At 68.8% G+C, this 22,685-nt stretch carries 22 protein-coding genes and 2 pseudogenes; 15 read left to right on the forward strand and 9 right to left on the reverse strand.

Going from position 1 to position 22,685, the window contains the following annotated elements:
• The first annotated feature begins 7 nt into the window (after positions 1-7).
• The 4 genes from QC826_RS22650 (at position 8) to QC826_RS22665 (ending at position 3,217) form a co-directional block, all read left to right on the forward strand.
• Entirely contained in the window at positions 8-571 is a 564-nt protein-coding gene (locus QC826_RS22650) for a DUF2059 domain-containing protein (protein ID WP_279762563.1), read from the forward strand.
• A 149-nt stretch (positions 572-720) separates the two neighbouring features.
• On the forward strand, positions 721-1,782 hold the full coding sequence (locus QC826_RS22655; protein WP_279762564.1) for an AraC family transcriptional regulator: 1,062 nt from the start codon (positions 721-723) through the stop codon (positions 1,780-1,782).
• Between the two features lie 39 nt (positions 1,783-1,821).
• On the forward strand, positions 1,822-2,514 hold the full coding sequence (locus QC826_RS22660) for a hypothetical protein (protein ID WP_279762565.1): 693 nt from the start codon (positions 1,822-1,824) through the stop codon (positions 2,512-2,514).
• 4 nt (positions 2,515-2,518) lie between these two features.
• The gene (locus tag QC826_RS22665) at positions 2,519-3,217 is read left to right on the forward strand and encodes an SRPBCC family protein (protein WP_279762567.1); all 699 of its coding nucleotides are present in this window, start codon (positions 2,519-2,521) and stop codon (positions 3,215-3,217) included.
• 26 nt (positions 3,218-3,243) lie between these two features.
• On the opposite strand, the gene QC826_RS22670 is transcribed toward QC826_RS22665, so the two are convergent.
• From QC826_RS22670 to QC826_RS22680, 3 genes and pseudogenes are all read right to left on the reverse strand, one after another.
• A complete protein-coding gene (locus tag QC826_RS22670) occupies positions 3,244-4,596 on the reverse strand; it encodes a type II toxin-antitoxin system HipA family toxin (RefSeq protein WP_279762568.1) in 1,353 nt (450 codons plus the stop codon).
• Entirely contained in the window at positions 4,593-5,042 is a 450-nt protein-coding gene (locus QC826_RS22675) for a helix-turn-helix transcriptional regulator (protein ID WP_313872795.1), read from the reverse strand. Before QC826_RS22675 ends, QC826_RS22670 begins: the two co-directional genes overlap by 4 nt.
• A 68-nt stretch (positions 5,043-5,110) precedes the next feature.
• Positions 5,111-6,743, reverse strand: a pseudogene (locus tag QC826_RS22680) (M28 family peptidase).
• 302 nt (positions 6,744-7,045) lie between these two features.
• On the opposite strand from QC826_RS22680, the gene gluQRS reads away from it, so the two are divergent.
• Entirely contained in the window at positions 7,046-7,969 is a 924-nt protein-coding gene (gene gluQRS / locus QC826_RS22685) for a tRNA glutamyl-Q(34) synthetase GluQRS (protein ID WP_279762569.1), read from the forward strand.
• Positions 7,966-9,516: a CYTH and CHAD domain-containing protein gene (locus QC826_RS22690; RefSeq protein ID WP_279762570.1), complete on the forward strand. Its 1,551-nt coding sequence runs from the start codon at positions 7,966-7,968 to the stop codon at positions 9,514-9,516. Before gluQRS ends, QC826_RS22690 begins: the two co-directional genes overlap by 4 nt.
• On the opposite strand, the gene QC826_RS22695 is transcribed toward QC826_RS22690, so the two are convergent.
• Positions 9,423-10,508, reverse strand: coding sequence for a LysR family transcriptional regulator (locus QC826_RS22695; protein ID WP_279762571.1), 1,086 nt, complete (start codon positions 10,506-10,508; stop codon positions 9,423-9,425). The two genes, QC826_RS22690 and QC826_RS22695, sit on opposite strands and share 94 nt — an antisense overlap.
• A gap of 115 nt (positions 10,509-10,623) precedes the next feature.
• On the opposite strand from QC826_RS22695, the gene QC826_RS22700 reads away from it, so the two are divergent.
• Positions 10,624-11,325, forward strand: a complete 702-nt coding sequence (locus QC826_RS22700) for an HAD family hydrolase (RefSeq protein WP_279762573.1) — start codon at positions 10,624-10,626, stop codon at positions 11,323-11,325.
• A gap of 96 nt (positions 11,326-11,421) precedes the next feature.
• A complete protein-coding gene (locus QC826_RS22705; RefSeq protein ID WP_279762574.1) occupies positions 11,422-12,723 on the forward strand; it encodes an NAD(P)/FAD-dependent oxidoreductase in 1,302 nt (433 codons plus the stop codon).
• A 23-nt stretch (positions 12,724-12,746) separates the two neighbouring features.
• Here the strand turns inward: QC826_RS22705 and QC826_RS22710 are convergent, their stop codons facing one another.
• Positions 12,747-13,172, reverse strand: coding sequence for a hypothetical protein (locus QC826_RS22710; protein WP_279762575.1), 426 nt, complete (start codon positions 13,170-13,172; stop codon positions 12,747-12,749).
• A 90-nt stretch (positions 13,173-13,262) separates the two neighbouring features.
• On the reverse strand, positions 13,263-13,412 hold the full coding sequence (locus QC826_RS22715) for a hypothetical protein (protein WP_279762576.1): 150 nt from the start codon (positions 13,410-13,412) through the stop codon (positions 13,263-13,265).
• Between the two features lie 102 nt (positions 13,413-13,514).
• Between QC826_RS22715 and QC826_RS22720 the strand changes: the two genes are divergently transcribed.
• The 5 genes from QC826_RS22720 (at position 13,515) to QC826_RS22740 (ending at position 18,739) form a co-directional block, all read left to right on the forward strand.
• Entirely contained in the window at positions 13,515-14,459 is a 945-nt protein-coding gene (locus tag QC826_RS22720) for a LysR family transcriptional regulator (RefSeq protein WP_279762577.1), read from the forward strand.
• Positions 14,456-14,998 (forward strand): DinB family protein, encoded by a 543-nt coding sequence (locus tag QC826_RS22725; RefSeq protein ID WP_279762578.1) that lies wholly within the window; start codon positions 14,456-14,458, stop codon positions 14,996-14,998. The genes QC826_RS22720 and QC826_RS22725 overlap by 4 nt, the downstream gene beginning before the upstream one ends.
• A gap of 112 nt (positions 14,999-15,110) precedes the next feature.
• Positions 15,111-16,520 (forward strand): DUF3422 family protein, encoded by a 1,410-nt coding sequence (locus QC826_RS22730; RefSeq protein ID WP_279762579.1) that lies wholly within the window; start codon positions 15,111-15,113, stop codon positions 16,518-16,520.
• A gap of 619 nt (positions 16,521-17,139) precedes the next feature.
• Positions 17,140-17,751: a PEP-CTERM sorting domain-containing protein gene (locus QC826_RS22735; protein ID WP_279762580.1), complete on the forward strand. Its 612-nt coding sequence runs from the start codon at positions 17,140-17,142 to the stop codon at positions 17,749-17,751.
• Positions 17,752-17,941: 190 nt separating this feature from the next.
• Positions 17,942-18,739: an alpha/beta fold hydrolase gene (locus tag QC826_RS22740; RefSeq protein ID WP_279762581.1), complete on the forward strand. Its 798-nt coding sequence runs from the start codon at positions 17,942-17,944 to the stop codon at positions 18,737-18,739.
• Positions 18,740-18,770: 31 nt separating this feature from the next.
• On the opposite strand, the pseudogene cynS reads toward QC826_RS22740, so the two are convergent.
• Positions 18,771-19,242, reverse strand: a pseudogene (gene cynS, locus QC826_RS22745) (cyanase).
• A gap of 48 nt (positions 19,243-19,290) precedes the next feature.
• On the reverse strand, positions 19,291-19,959 hold the full coding sequence (locus tag QC826_RS22750) for a carbonic anhydrase (RefSeq protein WP_279762582.1): 669 nt from the start codon (positions 19,957-19,959) through the stop codon (positions 19,291-19,293).
• A gap of 104 nt (positions 19,960-20,063) precedes the next feature.
• Between QC826_RS22750 and cynR the strand changes: the two genes are divergently transcribed.
• Entirely contained in the window at positions 20,064-20,966 is a 903-nt protein-coding gene (cynR, locus tag QC826_RS22755) for a transcriptional regulator CynR (RefSeq protein ID WP_279762583.1), read from the forward strand.
• Positions 20,967-20,976: 10 nt separating this feature from the next.
• Here the strand turns inward: cynR and QC826_RS22760 are convergent, their stop codons facing one another.
• Complete coding sequence (locus QC826_RS22760) at positions 20,977-21,855, reverse strand: EamA family transporter (RefSeq protein ID WP_279762584.1); 879 nt, start codon at positions 21,853-21,855, stop codon at positions 20,977-20,979.
• 200 nt (positions 21,856-22,055) lie between these two features.
• On the opposite strand from QC826_RS22760, the gene QC826_RS22765 reads away from it, so the two are divergent.
• Positions 22,056-22,565 carry a MarR family winged helix-turn-helix transcriptional regulator gene (locus QC826_RS22765; RefSeq protein WP_093387454.1) on the forward strand — a complete coding sequence of 170 codons (510 nt, stop codon included), beginning with the start codon at positions 22,056-22,058 and terminating at the stop codon, positions 22,563-22,565.
• The last annotated feature ends 120 nt before the right edge of the window (positions 22,566-22,685 follow it).

The raw sequence follows: 22,685 nt of genomic DNA on the forward strand, positions 1-22,685 counted from the left end.
GCAAGCAATGTCCGCAACAATGTCCACAATACAGCAAGCCAAGACCGCCGTCCTCGTCCTCGCCCTCTGCGCCGCCGGCCTGGCCGGCGCCGCCGCGCCGGTGCCGCCGGCCAAGCAGGAGCTGGTCAACAAGATCCTGCAACTGTGGCGCATCGACGCCATCGGCCAGAGCATGCTGCAGGCGCCGGTGGCCGACGCCGTGCAACAGGCGCGCGCCATGCTGCAGGGCCGCGCCGCCGCCGACAAGCGCGACGCCGCCATGGGCGACATCGTCGCCGAGGCGAAGAAGTTCATGGAGGAGGCCAGCCCGATCACCGTCGGCAGCGCCGACAAGCTGATCCCCTCGACGGTGGCGCCGCTGCTGGCCGAGCGCTTCTCCGAGGACGAGCTGCGCCAGTTGATCGTCATCCTCGAGTCGCCGGTGAAGAAGAAGTTCGAGGCGATGGTGCCGGAGATGCAAAAGCTGCTCGGCGAGGGCGTCGCCGGCGACACCCGCGGCGTGATCGACCCCAAGCTGCAGGGTTTGAAGGAGCGCATCGGCCTGCGCCTGCGCGCCGCCGTCACGCCCTGATGCAAGCAGCCCGGCAGCACGGCCGCGCCGGATGCGCGGCCCAGGTTTCGTCCAACCGCAGTGGTGACATACAGGAGGTCCACCTTGTCTACGCACTTCACTGAAGCATCTTCGGCGCGCCCGTTCCGCCCCACTGCGCAGGAGGCGGCATGAGCTATTCATCGGCATTGCACCTGGTGCGCGGCGTCAAGTCGCGGCTGGCCCATTCCGGCGTCGAGGCCGAGGCGCTGTTCGCCGAGGCCGGCCTCGACGAGGGCGACGGCCTGGCCTGCGACGCGCTGACCCTGTCCGACAAGCTCAGCCATTTGTGGGAGCTGCTGGTGGAAAAGTCCGGCGACCCCCTGCTCGGCCTGAAGATCTCCACGCCGCACCGGCTCGGCTGGCTCGGCGTGATGGGCCAGATCATGCTCGACTCGCCCACCGTGCAGAGCACCATCGAGCGCTGCCACGGCCACACCCGGGTCGGCATGCTGTTGCCGGGACGCCAGCGTGTGGTGCCGCAACAACGCTACGACTTCGTCTGGTGCGTGCTGCTGCGCACCCTGCGCTGCGCCGCCGGGCGCGACGACGCCACCCCGGTGGTGGTCGAGTACGCCTTTCCGCAGCCGGCCAACGCCCAGGTCTACAGCGACACCTTCGGCTGCCCGGTCAAGTTCAACATGCCGCACAACGTGATGGAGTTCTCCGACACCGAGCTGGTCATGGCGCTGCCGCGGAACCAGCCGCTGGAGAACGGCAACGGCCGGCACGCCCTGGCCAGCCTGGCGCGCGCCGAGCCGCCCTGCTTCGCCGCCAAGGTGCAGGCCATGCTGGCCAGCCTGCTGCCGAAGGGGCCGCCGCACCGCGACGAGGTGGCGGCCCATCTGATGATGAGCGAACGCACCCTGCAGCGCCGCCTGGCCGAGGAGGGCACCAGCTTCACCAGCCTGGTCGACGACACCCGCCGCGAGCTGGCGCGCCAGTCGCTGCGCAGCGGCGAGCTGTCGCTGAAGATGCTCAGCTTCCAGCTCGGCTTCTCCGAGCCGAGCGCCTTCTACCGCGCCTGCAAGCGCTGGTTCGGCATGGCGCCGTCGGACATCGTGCAGATGGCGCACCAGCCGGGGCCGCCGCCGCTGCTGCTGGCCAAGCCGGCGCAGCAGCAGCAGCAGCAGCAGCCGGCGGCGGCGGCCGCCGCTGCCGCGGCGGGCATGCTGCGCAAGCTGATCGCCTGAACACTCTTTGTAGTTCCACCACCACAAACGGAGTCCGCCATGGGATGGCTGTCACAAAACCACCACAAATCGATGTTCGGCCAGCTGCTGGTCAGGAAGAAGCTGATTTCGCAGGAGCAGCTCGACGCCGCCATCGAACACCAGCGCAAGACCGGCCAACGGCTGGGCGACATTTTCGCCGAGTGGGACATCATCACCCACGAGCACGTCAACGACATCCTACACACCCAGCGCAACCTGCGCCTGGCGGCGGCCATCGCCACCTCGCTGCTGGCGCCGCTGGAGGCCTACGCCGTCGAGGCGCTGCCGGCGCTGACCATCACCACGCCGGTGCTGCTGACCAAGCAGCAGTCCGGCATGCAGCTGCTGACCGAGGACGAGATGAGCGACACCGCCGCCCAGGGCATGAGCGAGGACCTGGTGGCCCACGTCAAGGAGCAGATCAAGCACAACGGCGTCGAGGCGGTCGGCGACATCGCCAAGATCGTCAACCCGGTGCTGGGTTTCCTCGAATCGGACATGAGCATGAAAAACGTCGTCTACGACCCGAGCAAGGCGGCCGCCACCATCAACAAGGACGGCTCGCTGACCCTGCGCCTGCCCACCTCGATCGGCGAGCTGAACTTCCAGAACATCCGCATCAAGGGCACCGACGGCCCCAGCTTCGGCAGCATCGCCATCAAGGGGATAGACCTGAGCGGCACCGTCATCACCGTGGCCTTCCACCACTGACGCCATGAGCCGCCCCCTGCCACGCCGCCCCTGGACTGCGGCGCCGGGAACGCCGCGCGCGCCCTCGCTGGGCACGCTGCTGCTGGCCACCGCCCTGTTCGGCGGCCAGGCCGGCGCGCAGAGCGCCGCGCCGGCGGCCGGCGCCGGCCCGTCCGCGCCGCCCGTCCACATCGCCCACGAGCGCCTGTCGGAGGAGCAGGTCGACGTGGTCGAGCTGCACCGGCCCGCCCTGCCCGGCAAGTCCTTCGCCGCCGCCACCATCATCGACGCGCCGGCGCAGAAACTGTGCGCCATCGTGCAGGACTACCCGGCCTACGCCGCCTACATGCCCAACACCAAAAGCGCGCAGGTGGTCGCCGCCAACGAGCAGAACGTGCTGGTCGACATGACGCTGGAACTGCCGCTGGGAAAAATCAAACGCTACCGCCTGCAGCTCGACGCCAGGCAGCGCGGCGCCACCTGCCAGCTGAACTGGAAGCTGGTGCCGGCCGAGCTGAAGATCGAGGACACCATCGCCGACACCACCGGCTACTGGATGTTCAGCCCGCTGCCGGCCAACCCGGCCAAGTCGGTGGTCGAATACGTGGTCTACGCCGACCCGGGCCCGGTGCCCTACGGCCTCGGCTGGATCGTCGACATCATGAGCAAGAAGAGCCTGCCGCGCACCCTCGAGGCGCTGCGCGGGCAGGCGAAGAAGCTGTAGGCGGCGGCCGCGAGGTGGACGGCGCTCTACACCGCTGTCGAGGGCGGCGCGCGCCGGGCCGGCGCGGGGGCGAACGGAATCTTGGCCAATGCGACCCCGCCGGCCAAACGCTCGCTGATCGCACGTCGCATACTGTCGGGCGCGTCGCCGAGGAGTTCCGGCCAGTCCGCCTTGGCCTTGGCGGCCACGCCTTTTGCGACCTGCAGGACGCGGCCGCGCCGCATCACCCTGGCTTTTTCGAGCAAGGTGTCGAGGTCGGCCCACGTGAATGCCCGCACCGTCTTGTCGATCGCCCGATTGAGCGCATAGTCTTGTTCGGATGCACCGTCGAAGAATGCCGTGACGCACACCGGGTCGTACAGCGGCGCCAACTCCGGGTGGACTCCATCCGGGTAGCGAAACGCCCAGTTCTTCAAGTGCGCATCGGTATTGCCCATCAGGATGAACGTCACGAAGCGGTTGACGAACTCCTGCACGTCCTGGGCGGGCCGCGCGGATAGCTGGTCGATGACGCGCAGCATGTCCGAATAGTCCTTCCGAAGCCCTTTGCCGTATTTATGTTTGGGGTCGTAACGCAGCACCTGGGCGAACTCTTCCATGTGAATGCGTTGGCCGGCCGGGCCCCGGTCAAACCGCTGCACCGCCAGAATATCCTCGAACGGGACGTTTTCCGGCAACTCCGCATCATCGCTCGAAATCACCGAAGCGTTGGCGCAGTCCAAGCCCAGCGCTTTGCAGAGTTGGTAGCCCTTGAATTCGTTGACCACCAGGTCGGGATGCCGAGTGCTTGGCAGCTTGAGGATGGTTGAACCGGCCGCGCCGTGACGTTTGACGACATAGCGGCGCCCCTCGAGCACCGCCGAGAATTTGGTGATGACCCCTGGCAGCGCCGCCGCATCCTCCACCGGAAACTCAACGAAACCAGGTTCGAGCACGTCCAGGCCCAGGGCCGTGTGCCAGTGGCGCACCGCGTCCGGGATGCCCTCGTCGGCGGGAACCGGTTCGACTTCAATCGCCCCCATCAAGTCATGGCCGGCTGCGGCCAACAGCTCGAATTCATCGTCCGTGCCACATCCGCGCTGCGCCGCCAGCCGGTCGCGATTATGCCCCTCCGGCAGCAAATTCTGGAAGTAGGACGGCCACTTGCCGTCGCTGCGCGACAGGCGAATGTCTCGGCGGGCGGTCAAAATCGCCTTCGTGGCGGCCTCGTTGGCGCCAAGGTAAGCCAAGGACAATGTCGGGCGCTCGGCATCGTTGACGTAATCGTCGTTGAACGACACCCGCAGGATGTCACCGTACTGTGACAGGTAGCCGATGAGATTTTTGGCGCCCGCCGGCGAGTGCAGAAACATCCGCAGGTAGCGAATGGATGTGCTCATCGCCTCCCCTGGGCCGGCTTATGTCTTTGGGCCGGTTCATCAGGCTGCAGCAGCTCGTCGACCAGCGACGGCGGCGCGCCGATGCCCGAAGGCTGGCCAAGGAAGCGCCCGCCCGAGCGAACAAAATCCTCCAGGTCCGGTCGCAACGCCTTCGGCACCAGCATCAAGTCCATGCCGAGCGCGCGCGCAAGCACCAGAAGTGTCGACAGGCGCGGATCGATCTTCCCGGCCTCGGTACGCTGAACCGTCATCCGGCTCACGCCGGCGCGCAACGCCAGCATGTCGTGGGTCAGGCCGGCGGCCTTGCGTGCATGTTGAAGCTCATCCACGATATTGCTCACGATAATACTCATTTCTCGTAAATTGAGTATAAAGAGTAGCAGTATTGACGTGGCGAAGTCAATTTGAAAGAGTAGCAAGGCGCTCATTTCGACGGAAAAGCGCATATTGATACTCAATTAATGCGAACTTGGCGCCCGCACGGCCGCCGCGAGGCGGCCGTGTTCACCTCACCTTACTTGGCCGCGCGCACCTTGCCGAAGGCGTCGCCGGCCTTCCAGGCCGGCATGGCCGGCGCGTCGGCGACGCGGCGGCCCAGGTTCAGCGTGAACTGCGCCTGTTGCGTCATGCCCGACAGATCCCAGCCGGCGTCGTACTCGTCGCCGACCTGGTGGTAGCGCGCCGCGTAGGCGTCCACCGCCTTCTTGGCGGCGGCCGGGTTCTTCACATAGTCGTGGCCCGCCTCGATCGAGAAGGCCGGCACGCCGCCCTTGGCGAAGTTGAAGTGGTCGCTGCGGAAGTAGCCGCCGGCCAGGTCCGGCTCGGCGGCGGAGATGCGCATGCCCATCTGCTTGGCGGTGGCCTCGGCCATCTTGCCCAGCTCGGTGCGCTCGCTGCCCTGGGTGCCGATGTCGCGCGTCAGGCCGACGAAGTTCAGGCTGTCCAGGTTCAGGTTGGCGGCCGTCTTGGCCAGCGGCCACAGCGGCGCGGTGGCGTAGGCGGCGCTGCCCAGCAGGCCCTGCTCCTCGGCGGCGACCCACAGGAACATCTGGCTGCGGCGGGCCGGCGAATGCACCGCCTCCTTGGCCATGGCCAGCAGCGCGGCCGTGCCCGAGGCGTTGTCGACGGCGCCGTTGAAGATGGTGTCGGCGCCCGTGCCTTGCTTGCCCAGGTGGTCCCAGTGCGCGCTGTAGATCACCACCTCGTCCTTCAATTTCGGATCGGTGCCCGGTACGATGCCGGCCACGTTGAACTGCTCCAGCAGGCGCACGGCGGCCTTCATCTCGCCGCCGACCTTGGCGCCCAGCACGACCGGCTTGAAGTCCTTGCGCTCGGCGCCGGCGCGCAGCGCGTCCAGGCCCTGGCCGGCGGCCTTGAACAGGCTGCGCGCGGTGGCGTCGGTCATCCAGCCGTGCAGGCCGCTGCCAAGCGCGCCTTCGGCCAGTTGGAAGCGTTCCGGGCCGGCCCAGCTGTTCTGCACCACGCTCCAGCCGTAGGAGGCGGTGGCGTCGGTGTGGATCAGCAGCACGCCGGCGGCGCCGCGCCGCTTGGCTTCCTCGAACTTGTAGGTCCAGCGGCCGTAGTAGGTCAGGCCGCTTGCCGTTGAAGCGGTTCGGCTGCTCGGCGGTGGGCTGCGGGTCGTTGACCATCATCACCACCACCTTGCCCGTCACGTCGACACCCTTGAAGTCGTCCCAGTCCTCTTCCGGCGCGCTGATGCCGTAGCCGACGAAGACCAGGCCGTTGTCGAAACTATGCACCGGCTTGGCGTCGCCCGGCGCCCATACCCAGTCCTGGCCGAAACTCAGCGGCAAGGTCTGGCCGCCAACCTCGATGTGCAGCGTGCTCTCGGCCGGGGTCGACTTGACGCCGGCGATCTTCACCGACTGGCGGAAACTGGCGCCGTTGGCCGGCTTCAAGCCCAGCGCCGCCGCCTGCGATTCCAAATAGGCGACGGTCAGGTCGCCGCCGCGCTGGCCGGTGCCGCGACCTTCCAACACGTCGTTCGACAGGAAGGCCAGATGGGCGCGCAACGGCGCCTCCTGCACCACCGGCGCGGTTTTACCTTGCTGGGCATGGGCGGGGAAAGCCAGCGCCAGGCTGATGGCCAGGGCGGAGGCTACGAAGGATGGGGACATTTTTTGCATGGGATCCTAATCGCGAATGGGGTTGGGCTGCGGTCTCTGGGTTTGCCGCGCCGCACATTGTATGTCAGCGGCGCGCGGCGCCGAAGCGCGACCTCTTGCGCAGTGCAGCAATCGGCCGGCGCGGCCCCAGGCCGGCAGCAGGTGGGCCACGTTGCGCAGCGCGATGCCGACGCAGGCGCCCAGCGCCGCCTGGCGCCACACGCCGGCGACGCGCCGGCCGGACGATTGCGCCTCGCCTGGCGGCCAAATGCATCATTCTTATATGCGCCCCCAAGAACGCAACGCTGCACTAGAATTGCGCCATGAGTGAACAAGCACAATACATCGGGCGCTTCGCCCCCTCGCCCACCGGCCCGCTGCACCTGGGCTCGCTGGTGGCGGCCATGGCCAGCTATCTGGATGCGCGGTTGCAGGGCGGCCGCTGGCTGGTGCGCATCGAGGACGTCGACGGCGACCGCAACGTGGCCGGCGCCGACCAGCACATCCTGGCCTCGCTGCAACGCTGCGGCATGCGCTGGGACGGCGAGGTCACTTGGCAGAGCCGGCGCACAGCCCTGTACCAGGCCGCGCTGGAACGACTCGGCGCCCTGGTCTACCCCTGCGCCTGCTCGCGCAAGGAGATCGCCGACTCGCAGCTGGGCCTGACCGGCAAGCAGGCCCAGTCGCAAATCTACCCCGGCACCTGCCGCCACGGCCTGGCGCCCGGCCGCGTCGCGCGCGCGCTGCGCCTGCGCGTGCCGTGCGGCGCCGAGCCCTTGCGTGTGCTAGGCTTCACCGACCGCTGGCAGGGTTGGCTCAGCCAGGATTTGTGCGACGAGGTCGGCGACTTCGTGGTCAAGCGCGCCGACGGGTTCTGGGCCTACCAGCTGGCCGTGGTGGTCGACGACGGCGCCCAGGGCATCACCGACATCGTCCGTGGCGCCGACCTGATCGACTCGACGCCGCGCCAGCTCTACCTGCAACATCTGCTTGATCTACCGCAGCCGAGCTATCTGCACGTGCCGGTGGTCAGCAACGAAGCGGGCGAGAAGCTGTCCAAACAAACGGGCGCGCAGGCCTTCGACAACGGCGCCCCGGTGGAGCAACTACTGAACAGCGCGCTACTGCCGGCCGCGCGCTTGCTCGGCATGGAGCTGGCCGCCAACAGCGTCGAACAGTTCTGGCGCGTCGCCGTGCCGGCCTGGGGCCGGGTGGCGCCACGCCCATCGCAGAAGGTAGCGCAATGAGCACCACAGTGAGCACCACAATGGAAATCGAACTCAAACTCCTGCTCGACGCCAACGACAACGAGCGCCTGCGCCAACACCCCCTGGTCGCCGCCCACAGCGACGGCCAGAGCAGCCACCAGAACCTGTTGGCGCGCTACTTCGACACCGCCGACTTCGCCCTGCGCCGCCAGCAGGCCGGCCTGCGCGTGCGCCAGATCGACGGCATGTGGATCCAGACGATGAAGGCGGGCGGCAGCGTGCGCGGCGGCCTGCACCAGCGCAACGAATGGAAGGGCCCGGTCAAGCGCGCCTGGCCCGAGCTGGGCAAGCTGAAAAAAATGATGGCCGCCGACGCCGACTGGCGCGCCCTGCTCGACGGCGACCTGGCCAAGCGGCTCGAGACCCAGTTCACCGTCCGCGTCGAGCGCGACAAATGGGATGTGCGGGTGGGCGACGACGACATCGAACTGGTGCTCGACCACGGCAGCGTCGAACACCAGGAGCACAGCAGCCCCGTCAACGAGATCGAACTGGAGTTGAAGTCGGGCAGCCCGCAGGGCCTGTACGCCTTCGCGCTGGCCCTGCTGGACGACATCCCCCTGCGCCTGAGCAACACCAGCAAGGCCGAGCGCGGCTATGCCCTGTGCAGCCAGTCCGGCACCACCGTGAGCAAGGCGCGCGCGCCGGCGCTGCCGGCCGGCGCCAGCGTGCTGCAGGGCATGCAGGCGATCGTCGACAGCTGCCTGCAACAGATCCAGGCCAACGAGGACGGCGTCATCCACACGGACAACCCGGAGAGCGTGCACCAGATGCGCGTCGGCGTGCGCCGCCTGCGCTCGGCGCTGAAGCTGTTCGACGGCGCCGCGCCCTGCCCGCCCGAGCTGCTCGAGGAGATCGACTGGCTGGGCGGCGTGCTGGGCGGCGCGCGCGACTGGGAGGTGTTGTCGGGCGGCACGCTGCAAAGGCTGGCCGACTCGCCGGCCGCGCTGCGCCACCTGCTGGCGATCCAGCAGCCGGTGCTGCTGCAGGCCAAGCAGGCGCGCCACGATGCCGCCCAGGCGCTGCTGTCGCCACGCTACACCCGCCTGCTGCTGCGCTTTTGCAGCTGGCTGCTGGAGCTGCCGGCGCAGGCCGAACTGGACGGCGCGACGCTGGCCCGGCCGCTGCAAAAATTCGCCCGCGACACCATCAAGCGCAACCAGCAGCGCCTGCTCGAGCGCGGCAAGGCCATCGCCGACGGCGACGCCGCCAGCCTGCACCGCCTGCGCATCGCCGGCAAGAAGGCGCGCTACGCGCTGGAGTTCTTCCAGCCGCTGTACCGCGCCGGCGGGGTGCGCCGGCAGATCGGCGCGCTGACGGCGATCCAGGACGAGCTGGGCCGCCACAACGACCTCAGCGTGGCCGGCCGCCTGCTGGCGCAGTTGCAACAGGAACACAGCGGCAGCGCCGAATCGATCGCCTTCGCGCGCGGCTACCTGCTGGCCCAGCAGGGCCAGGAGACCGGCGCCGTGCTCAAGGCCTGGCGCGCCTTCAAAACGCTGCCGCCGCCGCGCCCGGCCGGCTGAGCCGGGTGGTCCGCCCGGCACCACGGCGGCCCTACGCCGCCGGCGCGCGCGCCTTGCGGCCGATCTTCTTGTAGAAGCCCTCCAGCTCGCGCCGCACCAGGTCCCTGGCCGTTCTCGATCACATAGTCCTGGAAGGCCGCCGCCACCTTCGGGATGGGCTGGTCGGTCAAGTGCATCACGTGCCAGTCGGCCTCGACCGGGTTCTCCTGCATCGGCAGGATCGCCAGCAGGCCGGTCTCGAACTCCAGCGCGCAGGCGTGCACCGACAGGAAGCCCAGGCCCAGGCCGGCCGACACCATGCGCTTGATCGCCTCGTTGCTCGACACCTCGGAACCGAAGTTGAGCGGGTGGCCGCTGTCGCGGAACAGCCGCTCGATCGCCGAGCGGGTGCCCGAGCCGCGCTCGCGCACCAGCAGGTTGTAGCCCATCACGTCGTTCAGGCTCACCTTGCGCTTTTTCATCAGCGCGTGCGTCGGGCTGGCGACGAAGGCCATCGGGTGGCGCGCGAAGCGGGCCGCGTTGGTGCGCAGCTCGCGCGGCGGCGTGCCCATGATGGCCAGGTCGATCTCGTGGCGCGCCAGCATGTTGACGACCTCGGCGCGGTTGCCCACCTGCAGCTTGAGGCGCACGTCGGGCCGCTCCAGGGTGAACGGCACCAGCAGCGGCGGCAGCAAGTGCTCGGCGGTGGTGACCGCGCCGATGCGCAGCGTGCCGCTGGTCACGCCCTGCAGCGCGGCCAGCTCGTCGCCGGCCTGGTCCCACAGGCGCAGGATGCGCTCGGCGAAGTCGACCATCACCTCGCCGGCGGCGGTCAGCTGGATGTTGCGGCCCAGCTTGCGCGTCAGCGCGATGCCGGCGATTTCCTCGAGTGTGCGCAATTGCAACGAAACCGCCGGCTGCGTGACGTGCATCGCGTCGGCCGCGCGCGACACGCTTTCATGCCGGGCGATCAGCACCAGCGACTGGAGCTGGCGGAAACTGGCGTGATGCATAAGCCTATCCTTATCAATTATCGAATAACTTTAATTTTTCTTTTGGTTATTCTACAACTATATTAGGCTCATCCACCGCAGTTTTGCGACCACCCACCTTTTAGCGGAGCACGACATGAGCATCGACGTAATCTTCCTGGGCCTCGACGGCGTACTGTTCGACACCGAAGCGCTGCACCTGGCGGCCTGCAACGCCGCCTTCGCCCAGGCCGGCCTGTCGCTGCGCTGGACCCTGCCGGCGCTGCGCGGCGCCGCCGCCACCCACGGCTACGCCCGCGCCGTCGGCGCCGCGCTCGGCGGCGAGCCGCTGGCGCGCGACAAGGCCCGCGTCGCCGAGCTGTTCGCCGCCAAGCACGCCCATTTCCAGCAGGCCGTGGCGCGGCAGGCGCTGCAACCCTCGCCGGCCGCGCTGGCGCTGATCGAGGACGCCCGCGCCGCCGGCTGCAAGCTGGCCGTGCTGTCGGACCTGCCGGCGCCGGTCACCGCCCAACTGCTCGAGCAATGCTTCGGCGCCGACGTCAACAGCCTGTTCGCCGTGGTCGCCGGCGGCGCCAACTTCGACGGCCCGGCCGGCACCGGCCCGCACGCCCGCGCCCTCAACGCCATGGGCCTGGAGCCGGCCGCCAGCATCGCCATCGACGCCGCCGCGCCCAGCCTGCGCGCGGCCGAGGCGGCCGGCCTGTGGACCGTTTCGGTGGCGCCCTACGGCGCCGACGTGCTGCGGCCGCAGCAGTTCATCACCTTCGACGCGCTGCGCGAACTGCGCACCAGCCCGTTCACGGCCAATCCGCAGGAAGAGCAGGAACTGGCCGCCTAAGCGAGACGAACGGGGCGGCCGCGCGGCCGGCCCGGCATAGCCGGAAGCCTGAGGACCATCCTGTCGCACACCATCACCACACTCTGGAGGCGAACCATGGACACCATCGTTATCGTAGGAGGCGGCGCCGGCGGACTCGAACTGGCCACCCGCCTGGGCGACACCCTGGGCAGGAGCAAGCGCGCCCGCGTGCTGCTGATCGACCGCTCGCCGGGGCACTTCTGGAAGCCGCTGCTGCACACCGTGGCCTCCGGCAAGTGCGACCCGCAGGTGACGCAGATCGAGTTCTCCGCCCAGGCGGCCGAGCACGCCTTCGAGTTCGTCCAGGGCGAGGTGATGTCGATCGACCGCGCCCGCCGCAGCGTCGAGCTGGCACCGCGCTGCGTCGACGGCCTCGAGCTGCAGCCGCGCCGCCGCCTGCCCTACGACAAGCTGGTGCTGGCGCTGGGCTCGGTGACCAACTTCTTCAACGTGCCCGGCGCGGCCGAGCACGCGCTGACGCTCGACAACGTCGGCGAGGCCGAGGCCTTCCGCAAGCGCTTCGTCGCCGCCTGCATCCGCGCCGGCGAGCACAAGGCCGCCGGCAACCTGGCGCTGGGCCGGGTCAGCGTGGTGATCGTCGGCGGCGGCGCCACCGGCGTCGAGCTGGCGGCCGAGCTGAGCCACGCCGCCCGCTCGCTGGCCGAGTACAAGGTGCACGCCCTCGATCCGCTGCGCGACGTGCGGATCAGCGTCATCGAACGCGGCCAGTACCTGCTGCCGCACCTGCACCCGCAGTTGTCGGAGCGCGCCGCGCGCCACCTGCGCTCGCTGGGCATCGAAGTGCTGACCGGCACCGCCGTGGCCAGCGTGGCGCCGGGCGCCGTGCTCGACGCCGCCGGCCAGGCCCACCCGGCCGACCTGATGCTGTGGGCCGCCGGGGTCGAGGCGCCGGCGCTGTGCGCCAGCCTCGGCCTGGCGGTCAACCGGCTGCGCCAGATCGTCGTCGACGCCACGCTGCAGGCCGGCGGCGACGCCAACGTCTACGCCTTCGGCGACTGCGCCAGCTTCACCTGTCCACAGAAGGGCACGGCGGCGCCGCCGCGCGCCCAGGTGGCGCACCAGCAGGCGATGTTCCTGGCCGACCTGCTGGCGCGCCGCGACACGCCGCGCAAGCCGGACTTCCGCTACCGCGACTATGGTTCCCTGGTGTCATTGGGGCCGCTGGCGGCGGTCGGCGTGTTGACCGGCGCGCTGAGCGGCAAGAGCGTGCATGTGGGCGGCGCGGCGGCGCGCCTGCTGTACCGCCTGATGTACCAGAAGCACCTGCTGGCCCTGCACGGCATGGCCAGGACGGCGGCGCACAGCCTGGTCGACTGGCTGCGCGGCAAGCTGGTGCCGCCGGTCAAGCTGCACTGAGCGCGCGCCGGGGCCGGGTCGGTCTAGTAGTCGAACTTCGAGCTGCGCGGGTTGCGCTTGAAGAAGGGCACCGGTTCGGCCTCGGCGCGCAGCCGCTCGCGCTCCATCTTGACCATCAGCGCGTGCTGGGCGCGCTCCTCGCGCTCGTCGTCGAGTAGGCGTTGCTTGGCGATGCGCTGCTGGCAGTCGCGGAACAGCTTGACCCGCTGCGACATGGCGACCACCCACAGCACGCCCATCAACAGCAGCACGGCGGCGTAGCCGGTCTGCCAGATCGCGTAGTTCTGCTCGATGACGGGAAACAGCGGACGGGCGTCGGCCAGGAACTGCTGGCCGAAGAAGGCCAGCACGACGGCCGCCAGGCCCAGGCCGGTGGTGCTGAGGATATGCCAGCCGCTGGTTTTCAGGCGTTGGCTCAGGTAGTTCGCGGTGTCGACGGAGTTGGTCATGTGGCGTGGCAGGCGGTGGCGGCGCGGCGGCAAGCCCGGCGCCTAGGCCATCATCTTACGCTATTTCCACATGGAAATAAATATTTACGATTATTCCTTGTTGCCGTTTTTTCCAGCCGGCGCCGGCGCGGCGCCCGGCGCCGCCCCGCCGCGCGCCCGCAGGCACTGGACGACAATCAGTTTAACGGCAATACTCAGGCCCATTCCGACGCAGCCGACGATCACCAGCAAATCGCTCATGTTGTTTCTCCCTTTGCTTGGACCAGGCCAGACTGTAACGCCGCGCGCGGCACCGGCGCCAATATCAAATGTACGCCCCAGCTATCTCGAAAAGGCATAGGCATGATCTCGCTCAAACAGATGAGGTATTTCGTGGAAATCGTCGACGCCGGCAGCTATTCGCGCGCCGCCGAGCGCCTGCACGTGGCGCAGTCGGCGCTGAGCCGCCACATCAAGGAGCTGGAGAACGAGCTGCAGGCCGTGCTGCTCGAACGCGACGCCCGCCACTTCGAGCTGACCGAGGCGGGCCGCCTGTTCCACCAGCGCAGCAAGCGCCTGCTGCAGGAGCTGGCCGAGACGGTGCAGCAGACCCAGCACGTGAGCAAGGGCGAGCAGGGCACCATCCGCCTGCTGCACTCGAGCTCGGTGACCTTGACGGCGGCCATCGGCGCCGCCCTGCACCGCCTGCTCGACGACTTCCCCGGCGTCACCCTGGAGGTGGCCAAGGCCGCCTCCGACCACCAGGTCACCGACATCGAGGAGGGCCGCGCCGACCTCGGCCTGGTGCGCCTGCCGGTGCTGCGCCGCCACGCCAACATCGAGCTGCGCGAGGTGTTCAGCGAGCGCCTGGTGGTGGCCGTGCCGCGCCGCCACCGCCTGGCCGAACAGGCCGCCGGCGACATCGCCGCGCTGCGCGGCGAGCGCTTCGTCTCGCTGCCCCACCCCGAGCGCGGCGGCCTGAGCTACCTGGTCGCCGGCCTGTGCCAGGCGCAGGGCTTCTTTCCCACGGCGGCGCGCGCCACCTCGCGCAAGACCTCGCTGCTGAACCTGATCGAGGCCGGCTTCGGCATCGCCATCGTGCCCGACAGCATGCGCGAGGTGGCGCCGGCCGGCGTCCGCTTCCTCGACCTGCCGCCGCAGCAGGCCGGCACCGTGGTCGGCCTGATCCGCCGGCGCGACACGGCGCCGATTGTGGCAAAATTCGCCACGGCGTTCGAGCAGGCGCTGCGCCAACTCCCCGGCGCCGCCGCCACCCCGGGCGCGCACCCCACCGAGGAAGCACGATGAGCACACGCGAACACTTCGCCTTGATGGCGAGCTACAACGAGACCATGAACCGGCAGGTCTACGCCGCCGCCGCGCGGCTGGCGCCGGCCGAGCTGACGGCCGAGCGCGGCGCCTTCTTCGGCTCCATCATCGGCACCTTGAACCACCTGGTGGTGGCCGACACCATCTGGCTGCAACGCATGGCCGCCCTGCCCGCCCCCCACCCGGCGCTGGACCCGGTGCGGGCGCTGCCGGCGCCCAGCGGACTGGGCCAGCTGCTGGAGACGGAGCTGGCGCCGCTGCTGGCGCGCCGGCGCGCGCTCGACTCCGTCATCCACGCCTTCGTCGGCGAACTCGGCGAGGACGAGCTGGCCCGGCCCCTGCACTACAGCAACACAAAGGGCCAGCCCTTCGACAAGCGCCTGTCCAGCCTGCTGGCCCACCTGTTCAACCACCAGGCCCACCACCGCGGCCAGGCCAGCACGCTGTTGTTCCAGGCCGGCCAGGACATCGGCGTGACCGACCTGCTGGCGCTGATTCCGAACGAGGCGGCGGCCTGAGCCATCACCGCCGACCATAGCATCTATTGAAAAACGAAAGTTGTGACGAATCTTGTGCGGCGATATACTCGTTGACAACACCCACTCATCCTTTACCCACCTTGGGAGGGCTATGCCCGTCGCTTACCGTGCCAACGCCGATTTCGCCAAACTGAACCACCCGCTGCGGGTGCCGCTGGCCGCCGAGATCCATTCGCGCCCCTTCCTGGCGCTGCAGGCACCGGAGACGCTGACCCACTTCGCGCTGTACGCGCCGGTCGAACCGGGCGCCCAGCACAACCACCGCGCCGTCCAGCACCGCATCCTGCAGGAGCTGTGCATCCACTACGGCGTGGCCGTGCCGCACCCGCAGGCGCGCTACTTCTACCACGACTTCGACCGCTTCCGCCTGAAGTGGGAATGCCACACCGAGTTCGCCACCTACACCTTCGTCGAGCGCGGCGCCGAGGCGGCCGGCTGGCGCCAGGCCTTCGAGCGGGCGCCGCTGCAACACGTGCCGCAGGAATGGCTGGCCGGGCTGCACGGCAAGATCATCGTCGCCGCCCACGTCGTGCTGAGCAAGGACGCGCCGGCCGCCGCCGGGATAGAGGCGGCGCGCGAGGACTTCCACCAGGCCCTGCGCGAACTGTTCCAGGGCAACGTGCTGGTCGGCGGCAGCGTCGGCGGCGGCGGCGGCGAGATCTGGACCGACTTCAAGATCCAGCCCGACGGCTTCAGCCGCTTCGTCGTGCGCGACCTGAACCTGCGCGAGTTCCAGGCCGGCCGCCTGGTCGGCCGCCTGCTGGAGATCGAAACCTACCGCACCATGGCGCTGCTCGGCCTGCCGCAGGCCGAGGCCAGCCAGCCGGCCCTCAACACCATCGAGAGCGAACTGGCGGCGCTCACCGCCACGCTGGTGCAGAGCGAGCAGGGTTCGGTCCCGGCGGCCGGCTCCAACGAGGACCAGAACCTGCTGCACCGCATCTCCGGCCTGGCGGCGCGGCTGGAGAAGCTGTCGGTCAACAACAGCTACCGCTTCGCCGCCTCGCAGGCCTACTTCAGCCTGGTGCAGGCGCGCATCCAGGAGCTGCGCGAACTGCGCATCGAGGGCATGCCGACCCTGGCCGAGTTCATGGGCCGGCGGCTGGCCCCGGCCATGCACACCTGCACCTCGGTGGCGCAGCGGCAGGAGGCGCTGGCGACGCGTATCGCCCGCAGCAACGACCTGCTGCGCACCCGCGTCGGCATCGAGCAGGAGCGGCAGAACCGCAAGATCCTGCAGTCGCTCGACGCCCGCGCCGCCCAGCAGCTGCGGCTGCAACAGGCGGTCGAGGGCCTGTCGGTGGTGGCCATCTCCTACTATCTGCTGGGGCTGGTCGGCTACGCCGGCAAGGCGATGAAGGCGAGCAACCTGCCGGTCAATCCCGACCTGCTGACGGGGCTGATGGTGCCGCTGGTCACCGCCGGCGTCTGGTACTGCCTGCGCCGGCTGCACCAGCAGCTGCACGCGGCGACCGGCGCCGCGCCGCGCCACGGCGCCTGAGTGTCCGGGCGGGCGCGACGGCACCCGCCCCCGATGCCGGCCGGCATCTGCAAATGTGAACGACTGGTTCACAACTAATCATTATCTTTTCCCTTCCCGCCGCACTACCATGCCCGCTCGAACATCGAACGCGGCCCGGTTGCGGCGCCGAATCAAGGATGATGCAAACCTTCCTCATATTGCTGGGAATCGCGGGCGTGGTCCTCAGCCTGCTGGTCAAATACGTCTTCGCCACCCTGCGCCGGCCGCCGCCCGGCGACACCCCGCCACGCCGGCGCCGGCGCCCGGCAAGCCCGCCCCAAGCAAGGCGCCAGGCGGCGCCCCGCCGCCCGCCCGACTAAGCGTCCACGCTGCCTTCCCACACTGAACTCCCGCAGGGGCGAGCGCCCCCGGGCGTACGCGCGGACGCGGCCAGGCAGCGCATTTGTGTGGTTAAAATTTACATATATTCACCTTGGAAACTATCGTTGTATCTTTGCACTTTGTGTTATTTATTTAGAACTTGAATGAGCAAAATGCTACTATCATTCCTGTAGTGCCCGCATCAACTGCGCTGACGGAACTGACGGGAAATGGGGTCAATTTCATTCTGCGCAATCCAACCAATTCAGAGGACAAAATGAACTTCTCCACTTCCGCAGTCGCCAAAACCACCCTGCTCGCCGCCACGCTGCTGGCCGCCTCCACCGCTTTCGCCGCGCCGCCGCCGCCGCCAAGCTGGACCGATGTCGGCCCCGCCAGCACCTTCATGATCGACGGCAACGTCATCACCTACTCGCCTTCGCCCGCGCTGGAAGTGAAGTACTACGATGGCAACATCGCCGACCAGAGCGCCGCCAACATCATGGCCGTCATCAACACCCAGTTCGGCTTGACCGGCCTCAACGCCTTGACCACCGTGGTGTCGCAGTGCGACGCGCCCACCAGCCTGTGCACCAACGGCTCCGGCGCGCTGGCCTCCACGCCGTACAGCAACAGCTTCACCAGCAACGGCTCGTACGACTACCTGGCGGTGCACTTCGGCCAAGGCGAATTGCTGTTCCACTGGAGCGCACCGCTGGCCGCCAACACCACCTTCAGCATCGGCGGCCTGCCCCGCGGCCTGAGCAACTATCGCGCCTACGAGTCGCCAACCGCCCCGGTGCCTGAGCCAGGCACCTACGCCATGCTGCTGGGCGGCCTGGGTCTGCTGGGCATGATCAGCCGCCGCCGTTCGACCGCGAAGAAATAAGCAGCCAAAAAAAGTAATATTTAGGCAAGCAATTGAAGGGCGGCCAACGCGAGTTGGTCGCCCTGTTTTTTTGCCGCAGCGGCTAGTCATTTGGCAAAACACCCGGGCCCGGCGCGCCGCAAACAGTGGGCCATCAACAGCACGCATCAAACAGCATATAATCGCCGCTTTTCGTTTCCTCTCACCATCCATGCCTAGCACCGCACTGCCGCCGGACGCGCGGCCTGCCCTCGTTTTGCTGCACAGCTCCATGAGTTCCCGCGCCCAGTGGTCCGACCTGATCGCCCAACAAACGTCGCGCTTCCGCTGCATCGCCGTCGATTTGCTCGGCTACGGCAAGTCGCCCTTCCCGGCCGACATCGGCGCCGCCTTCTCGCTGGCCCACGAGGCCGACGCCGTCAACGCCGCCCTCGCCGCCCACCTGGACCCGGCCGAACCCTTCCACCTGGTCGGCCACTCCTACGGCGGCGCCACGGCGCTGCGCATCGCCCGCCAGATGCCGGCGCGCGTGCTGTCGCTGGCCCTGTTCGAGCCGGTCGCCTTCCACCTGCTGCCGGCGGACGACGCGGCGCGCATGGAAATCGAGGCGGTGGTGGCCGACATCATGCGCGCCGACACGGCGCACGACGCCACCCGCCTCTTCATCGACTACTGGAACCGCCCCGGCGTGTTCGCCAGCCTGCCGGCCGTCCAGCAGGACAAGCTCAGCGGCCAGATCGCCAAGGTCAAGCTGGACTTCCAGGCCCTGCTGGGCGAACCGGCCACGCTGGCCGACCTGGCCGCGCTCGACATGCCGGCGCTGGTGTTGTACGGCCTGAACAGCCCGGCCTCGACGCGCCGCCTGGCCGAGCGCCTGGCGGCGGCCCTGCCGAACGCCGGCGCGCTGCAGACCAAGGGCGGCCACATGGCGCCGATCAGCCACGCCGCCGTGGTCAACGCCGCCCTCGCCGACTTCCTGCAGGGCGCCGAGGTCGGCAGCCCCGCCTAGCCGTCTCGGCGTCGGCCGGGCGGCGCGCCGCTCAGAACGGTTTGGTCGGCAGATACTTGCCGTCGAGCGTGATGACGGCGCGCGAGCCGCCCTCCGGATCGTCGACCTTCTTGATGTCGAGCTTGAAGTTGATCGCGCTGATGATGCCGTCGCCGAACTGCTCGTGCACCAGCGCCTTCGAAGGTGGTGCCGTAGACCTGGATCATCTCGTAGAAGCGGTAGATGGTCGGGTCGCTCGGGATGCCGTCGGCGAAGCTGCCGCGCAGCGGAATCTGCTGCAACAGCAACACCGCCTCGGCGTCCAGGCCGAGCCGCTCGGCGACGATCTCGGCCACCGGCTGCGGCAGCGGGTGCTGGCCCAGCAGGGCCGCCGTCACGTACACCAGGCTCAGGCCGGTGCCGGCGGCGAGCGCCTCCCAGCTCAGGTTCTTGGCCGCCTTGGCGGCCAGGATGCGCTCGCTCAGGGCGAGGCGGGGGGCGGAGAATACGTTCGAATGTGGCATGGTCTTTCCTTTCATGGTTTGGTGGGGACTACTGGGGTGTGAAACGGTTCAGCCGGCCAGCGCCAGCGCCGACGGCTGGCTGCGCATGGCGCGGGTATGGGGAAACTTGTCGAGTTGCACGAAACGGCCCGAGTCGCCGTCCAGCGCCAGCATGCCGCCGCTCTCGATGTCGTAGACCCAGCCGTGCAGGTCGAGCTTGCCCTGCTCGACCGCCAGCGCCACCGACGGATGGGTGCGCAGATTGGCCAGTTGGGCCACCACGTTGTCGCGCACCAGGGCGCTGACGCGCGCCTCCGGCGAACTGTGGCGGCGCGCCGCGTTGATCGCCTTGGCGGCGTCGGCGTGGCGCAGCCAGTTGGCCACCGCCGGCAGGTGGTCGAGGCAGGTGCAGTTGGCGATGGCCGACATGGCGCCGCAGTCGGAATGGCCGCAGATCACCACGTCGCTCACCCCCAGCACCGCCACCGCGTACTCCACCGTGGCCGACACGCCGCCCGGCTCCGGGCCGTAGCCGGGCACGATGTTGCCGGCGTTGCGGATCACGAACAGCTCGCCCGGCTCGCTCTGCACCAGCAATTCCGGCACCACGCGGCTGTCCGAGCAGGTGATGAACAGCGCGCCCGGCGCTTGGCTGTTGGCCAGCTTGCCGAACAGCTCGGCCCGCTGCGGATAGGCGGCGCGGCGGAAGCGCATAAAACCTTTGATCACGTCTTTCATGTTCTTGTCCCGAGAAGTAATGGACGTAGAATAGGCCGGCGCTGCCATAAGATCTAATACTTGTTTATAATCATAGTTATAAGCCCACCTTATAGTTGAATCCCATGCTGCTGCGTCACATCCGCTACCTCTTGGCCGTCGCCGAACACCGCAACTTCACCCGCGCCGCCCAGGCGCTGCACGTGTCGCAGCCGGCGCTGTCGCAGCAGATCAAGCAATTGGAGGAGAGCTTCGGCGCCCGCCTGTTCGACCGCAGCGGCCGCAGCGTGCAATTGACCGACGCCGGGCAGGCCTATCTGGCCCACGCCCGCCGCGCCCTGGCCGAACTGGACGCCGGCGAACGCGCCATCCACGACGTGCAGGACTTGTCGCGCGGCAGCCTGCACCTGGCCATCACGCCCACCTTCACGGAGTATTTGGTGGCGCCGCTGGTCGAGCGCTTCGGCGCGCGCCATCCCGGCATCGAGCTCACCGTCAGCGAGATGACGCTGGACCAGATCGTCGCCGAACTGGGCGACGACGGCGTCGACCTGGGCATCGCCTTCAGCGGCGTGGCCGCCGCCGAGATCGACAGCCGACCGCTGTTCCAGGAACGGCTGACCCTGGTGGTCGGCCGCGACCACCCCTACGCCGGCGCCGGCCCGCTGGCGCCGCAACAATTGCAGGACCAGCCGCTGGCCCTGCTGACACGCGAGTTCGCCACCCGCCAAAGCATCGACGCCTGGCTGGCCGGACACGGCGTGGCGCCGCGCATCATGTTGCAGGCCAACTCGATCAGCAGCGTCGTCAAGATCGTGCGCCAGGGCCGCATGGCCACCCTGCTGCCCGACGCCATCGCCCGCGCCCAGCCGGAGCTGGTCTGCGTGGCGCTGGCGCCGGCGCCGCCGGCGCGCACCGTCGCCATGCTCGGCCGCAAGGACGGCTACCGCAGCGCCGCCGCCGGCGCCTTCGCCGACTTGCTGCTGGCGATGGCGGCCGAGTTCGGTCCGCCGCCCGAGGCCGCCTGAGCCGGCCCGTTCAGGCCGGCGCGCGCGGCGCCGACGCCCACTGCACCGCGAGTATGCTGCCGATCACCAGCGCCATGCCCAGCAGCGACACGCCGCCCAGCGATTGCCCCAGCAAGGCCCAGCCCAGCGCGACCGCCGTCAGCGGACTGAGCAAACCCAGCGACGACACCGCCACCGGCGACAAGCGCGCGATGCCACGGAACCACAACGCATACGCCAGCAGTGCACCGGCCACGGAAAGGTAGGCATAGCCCAGCAGCTGCGGCCCGCTCAGCGCCGGCAACGGCGCGTCCACCAGCGCGGCCACCGGCGCCAGCATCAAGCCGCCGGCCAACAACTGCCAGCCGGTGAAGGCCAGCACCGGCACGTCCGGCCGCCAGCGGCGCGCCAGGAAGGTGCCGGCCGCCATGCAGACGGCGCCGGCCAGCGCCGCCGCGATGCCCACCGCGTCCCATGCCGAGCCGGGCGACAGCAGCAGCGCCGCCATGCCGCCTATGCCGACCACGCCTGCCGCCACCGCCAAGCCGGGCGGACGGCGGCCGTCCACCGACCATGCCAAGCCCATCACCAGCAGCGGCTGGATCGCGCCGACCACGGCGGCCAGCCCGCCGGGCAAACGGTAGGCGGCGACGAACAGCAGCGCCTGGAAGAAGCCGATGTTCAAGGCCGACAACAGCAGCAGCCGGCCCCACTGCCCTGGTTGCGGCAGGCGGCGGCTGAACAAGGTCAACAATATGCCAGCCGGCAGCACGCGCAACAGCGCCGCCGTGAACGGCCGGTCCGGCGGCAGCAACTGCGTGGTGACGATATAGGTCGAGCCCCAGATGACGGGTGCCAGCGCCGTCGTCAGCACGTCGGCCCAGGTGGCGATACGGTTCGATGTTTTCATGGCGAATTACCTTGAGATCAAGATAAATAATGCTAACACATATCTTGAACTCAAGTTAAATCGCCCCACAACACCGGCGCGCCGGCCGGCAGTTCGACTTGGGCGTGACGGCACGCACCGACATCGGCGTGCCGTCCCGGCTGCACGTGCTGGTGGGCGGCGGCATATAATCTTCACCTCAAGACAAACCGGGACAGCAGATGAAAACAGAGCGAGCCGCCGACGCGGTCGACCGCATCCTCGACCAGTGGCACCGCGAGCGGCCGGACCTGGACGTCGCCCCGATGGCGACCATCGGCCGCCTGCGCCGCTGCGCCCTGCTGCTGCAGCGCCGCCTCGACGACACCTTCGCCGACTTCGGCATGAGCAGCTGGGAGTTCGACATGCTGGCCACGCTGCGCCGCGCCGGCGCGCCGCACCGGCTGACCCCGACCGCGCTGTTCTCGGCGCTGATGATCACCTCCGGCACCATGACCCACCGCCTGCAGCGGCTCGAGGCGGCCGGCTGGATCGTCCGCCTGCCCAACCCGGACGACGCCCGCAGCATGCTGGTGCAGCTGAGCGAGGCCGGGCTGCAACTGGTCGACCGCGCCGTCGAGGCGCACGTGGCCAACGAGCACCGCATCCTGGCGCCGCTCGACAGCAAGCAGTTGGCCGCGCTCGACGCCGGCCTGGCGCGCCTGCTGGCGGTGCTGGAACCGGGCGCGTAATAGATTTCGGGCCGCGCCCAAGCATAACATTGCATAGAAAGAAAAATTTCTCCAAGTGCAATTACCTCATTGATATGCAAAAATAGCATTTATTTTCTATTTACTCACCGCCAGCTGGGA

The sequence above is a fragment of the Rugamonas sp. DEMB1 genome, assembly GCF_029834475.1.
GTDB classification, from domain to species: domain Bacteria; phylum Pseudomonadota; class Gammaproteobacteria; order Burkholderiales; family Burkholderiaceae_D; genus Rugamonas; species Rugamonas rubra.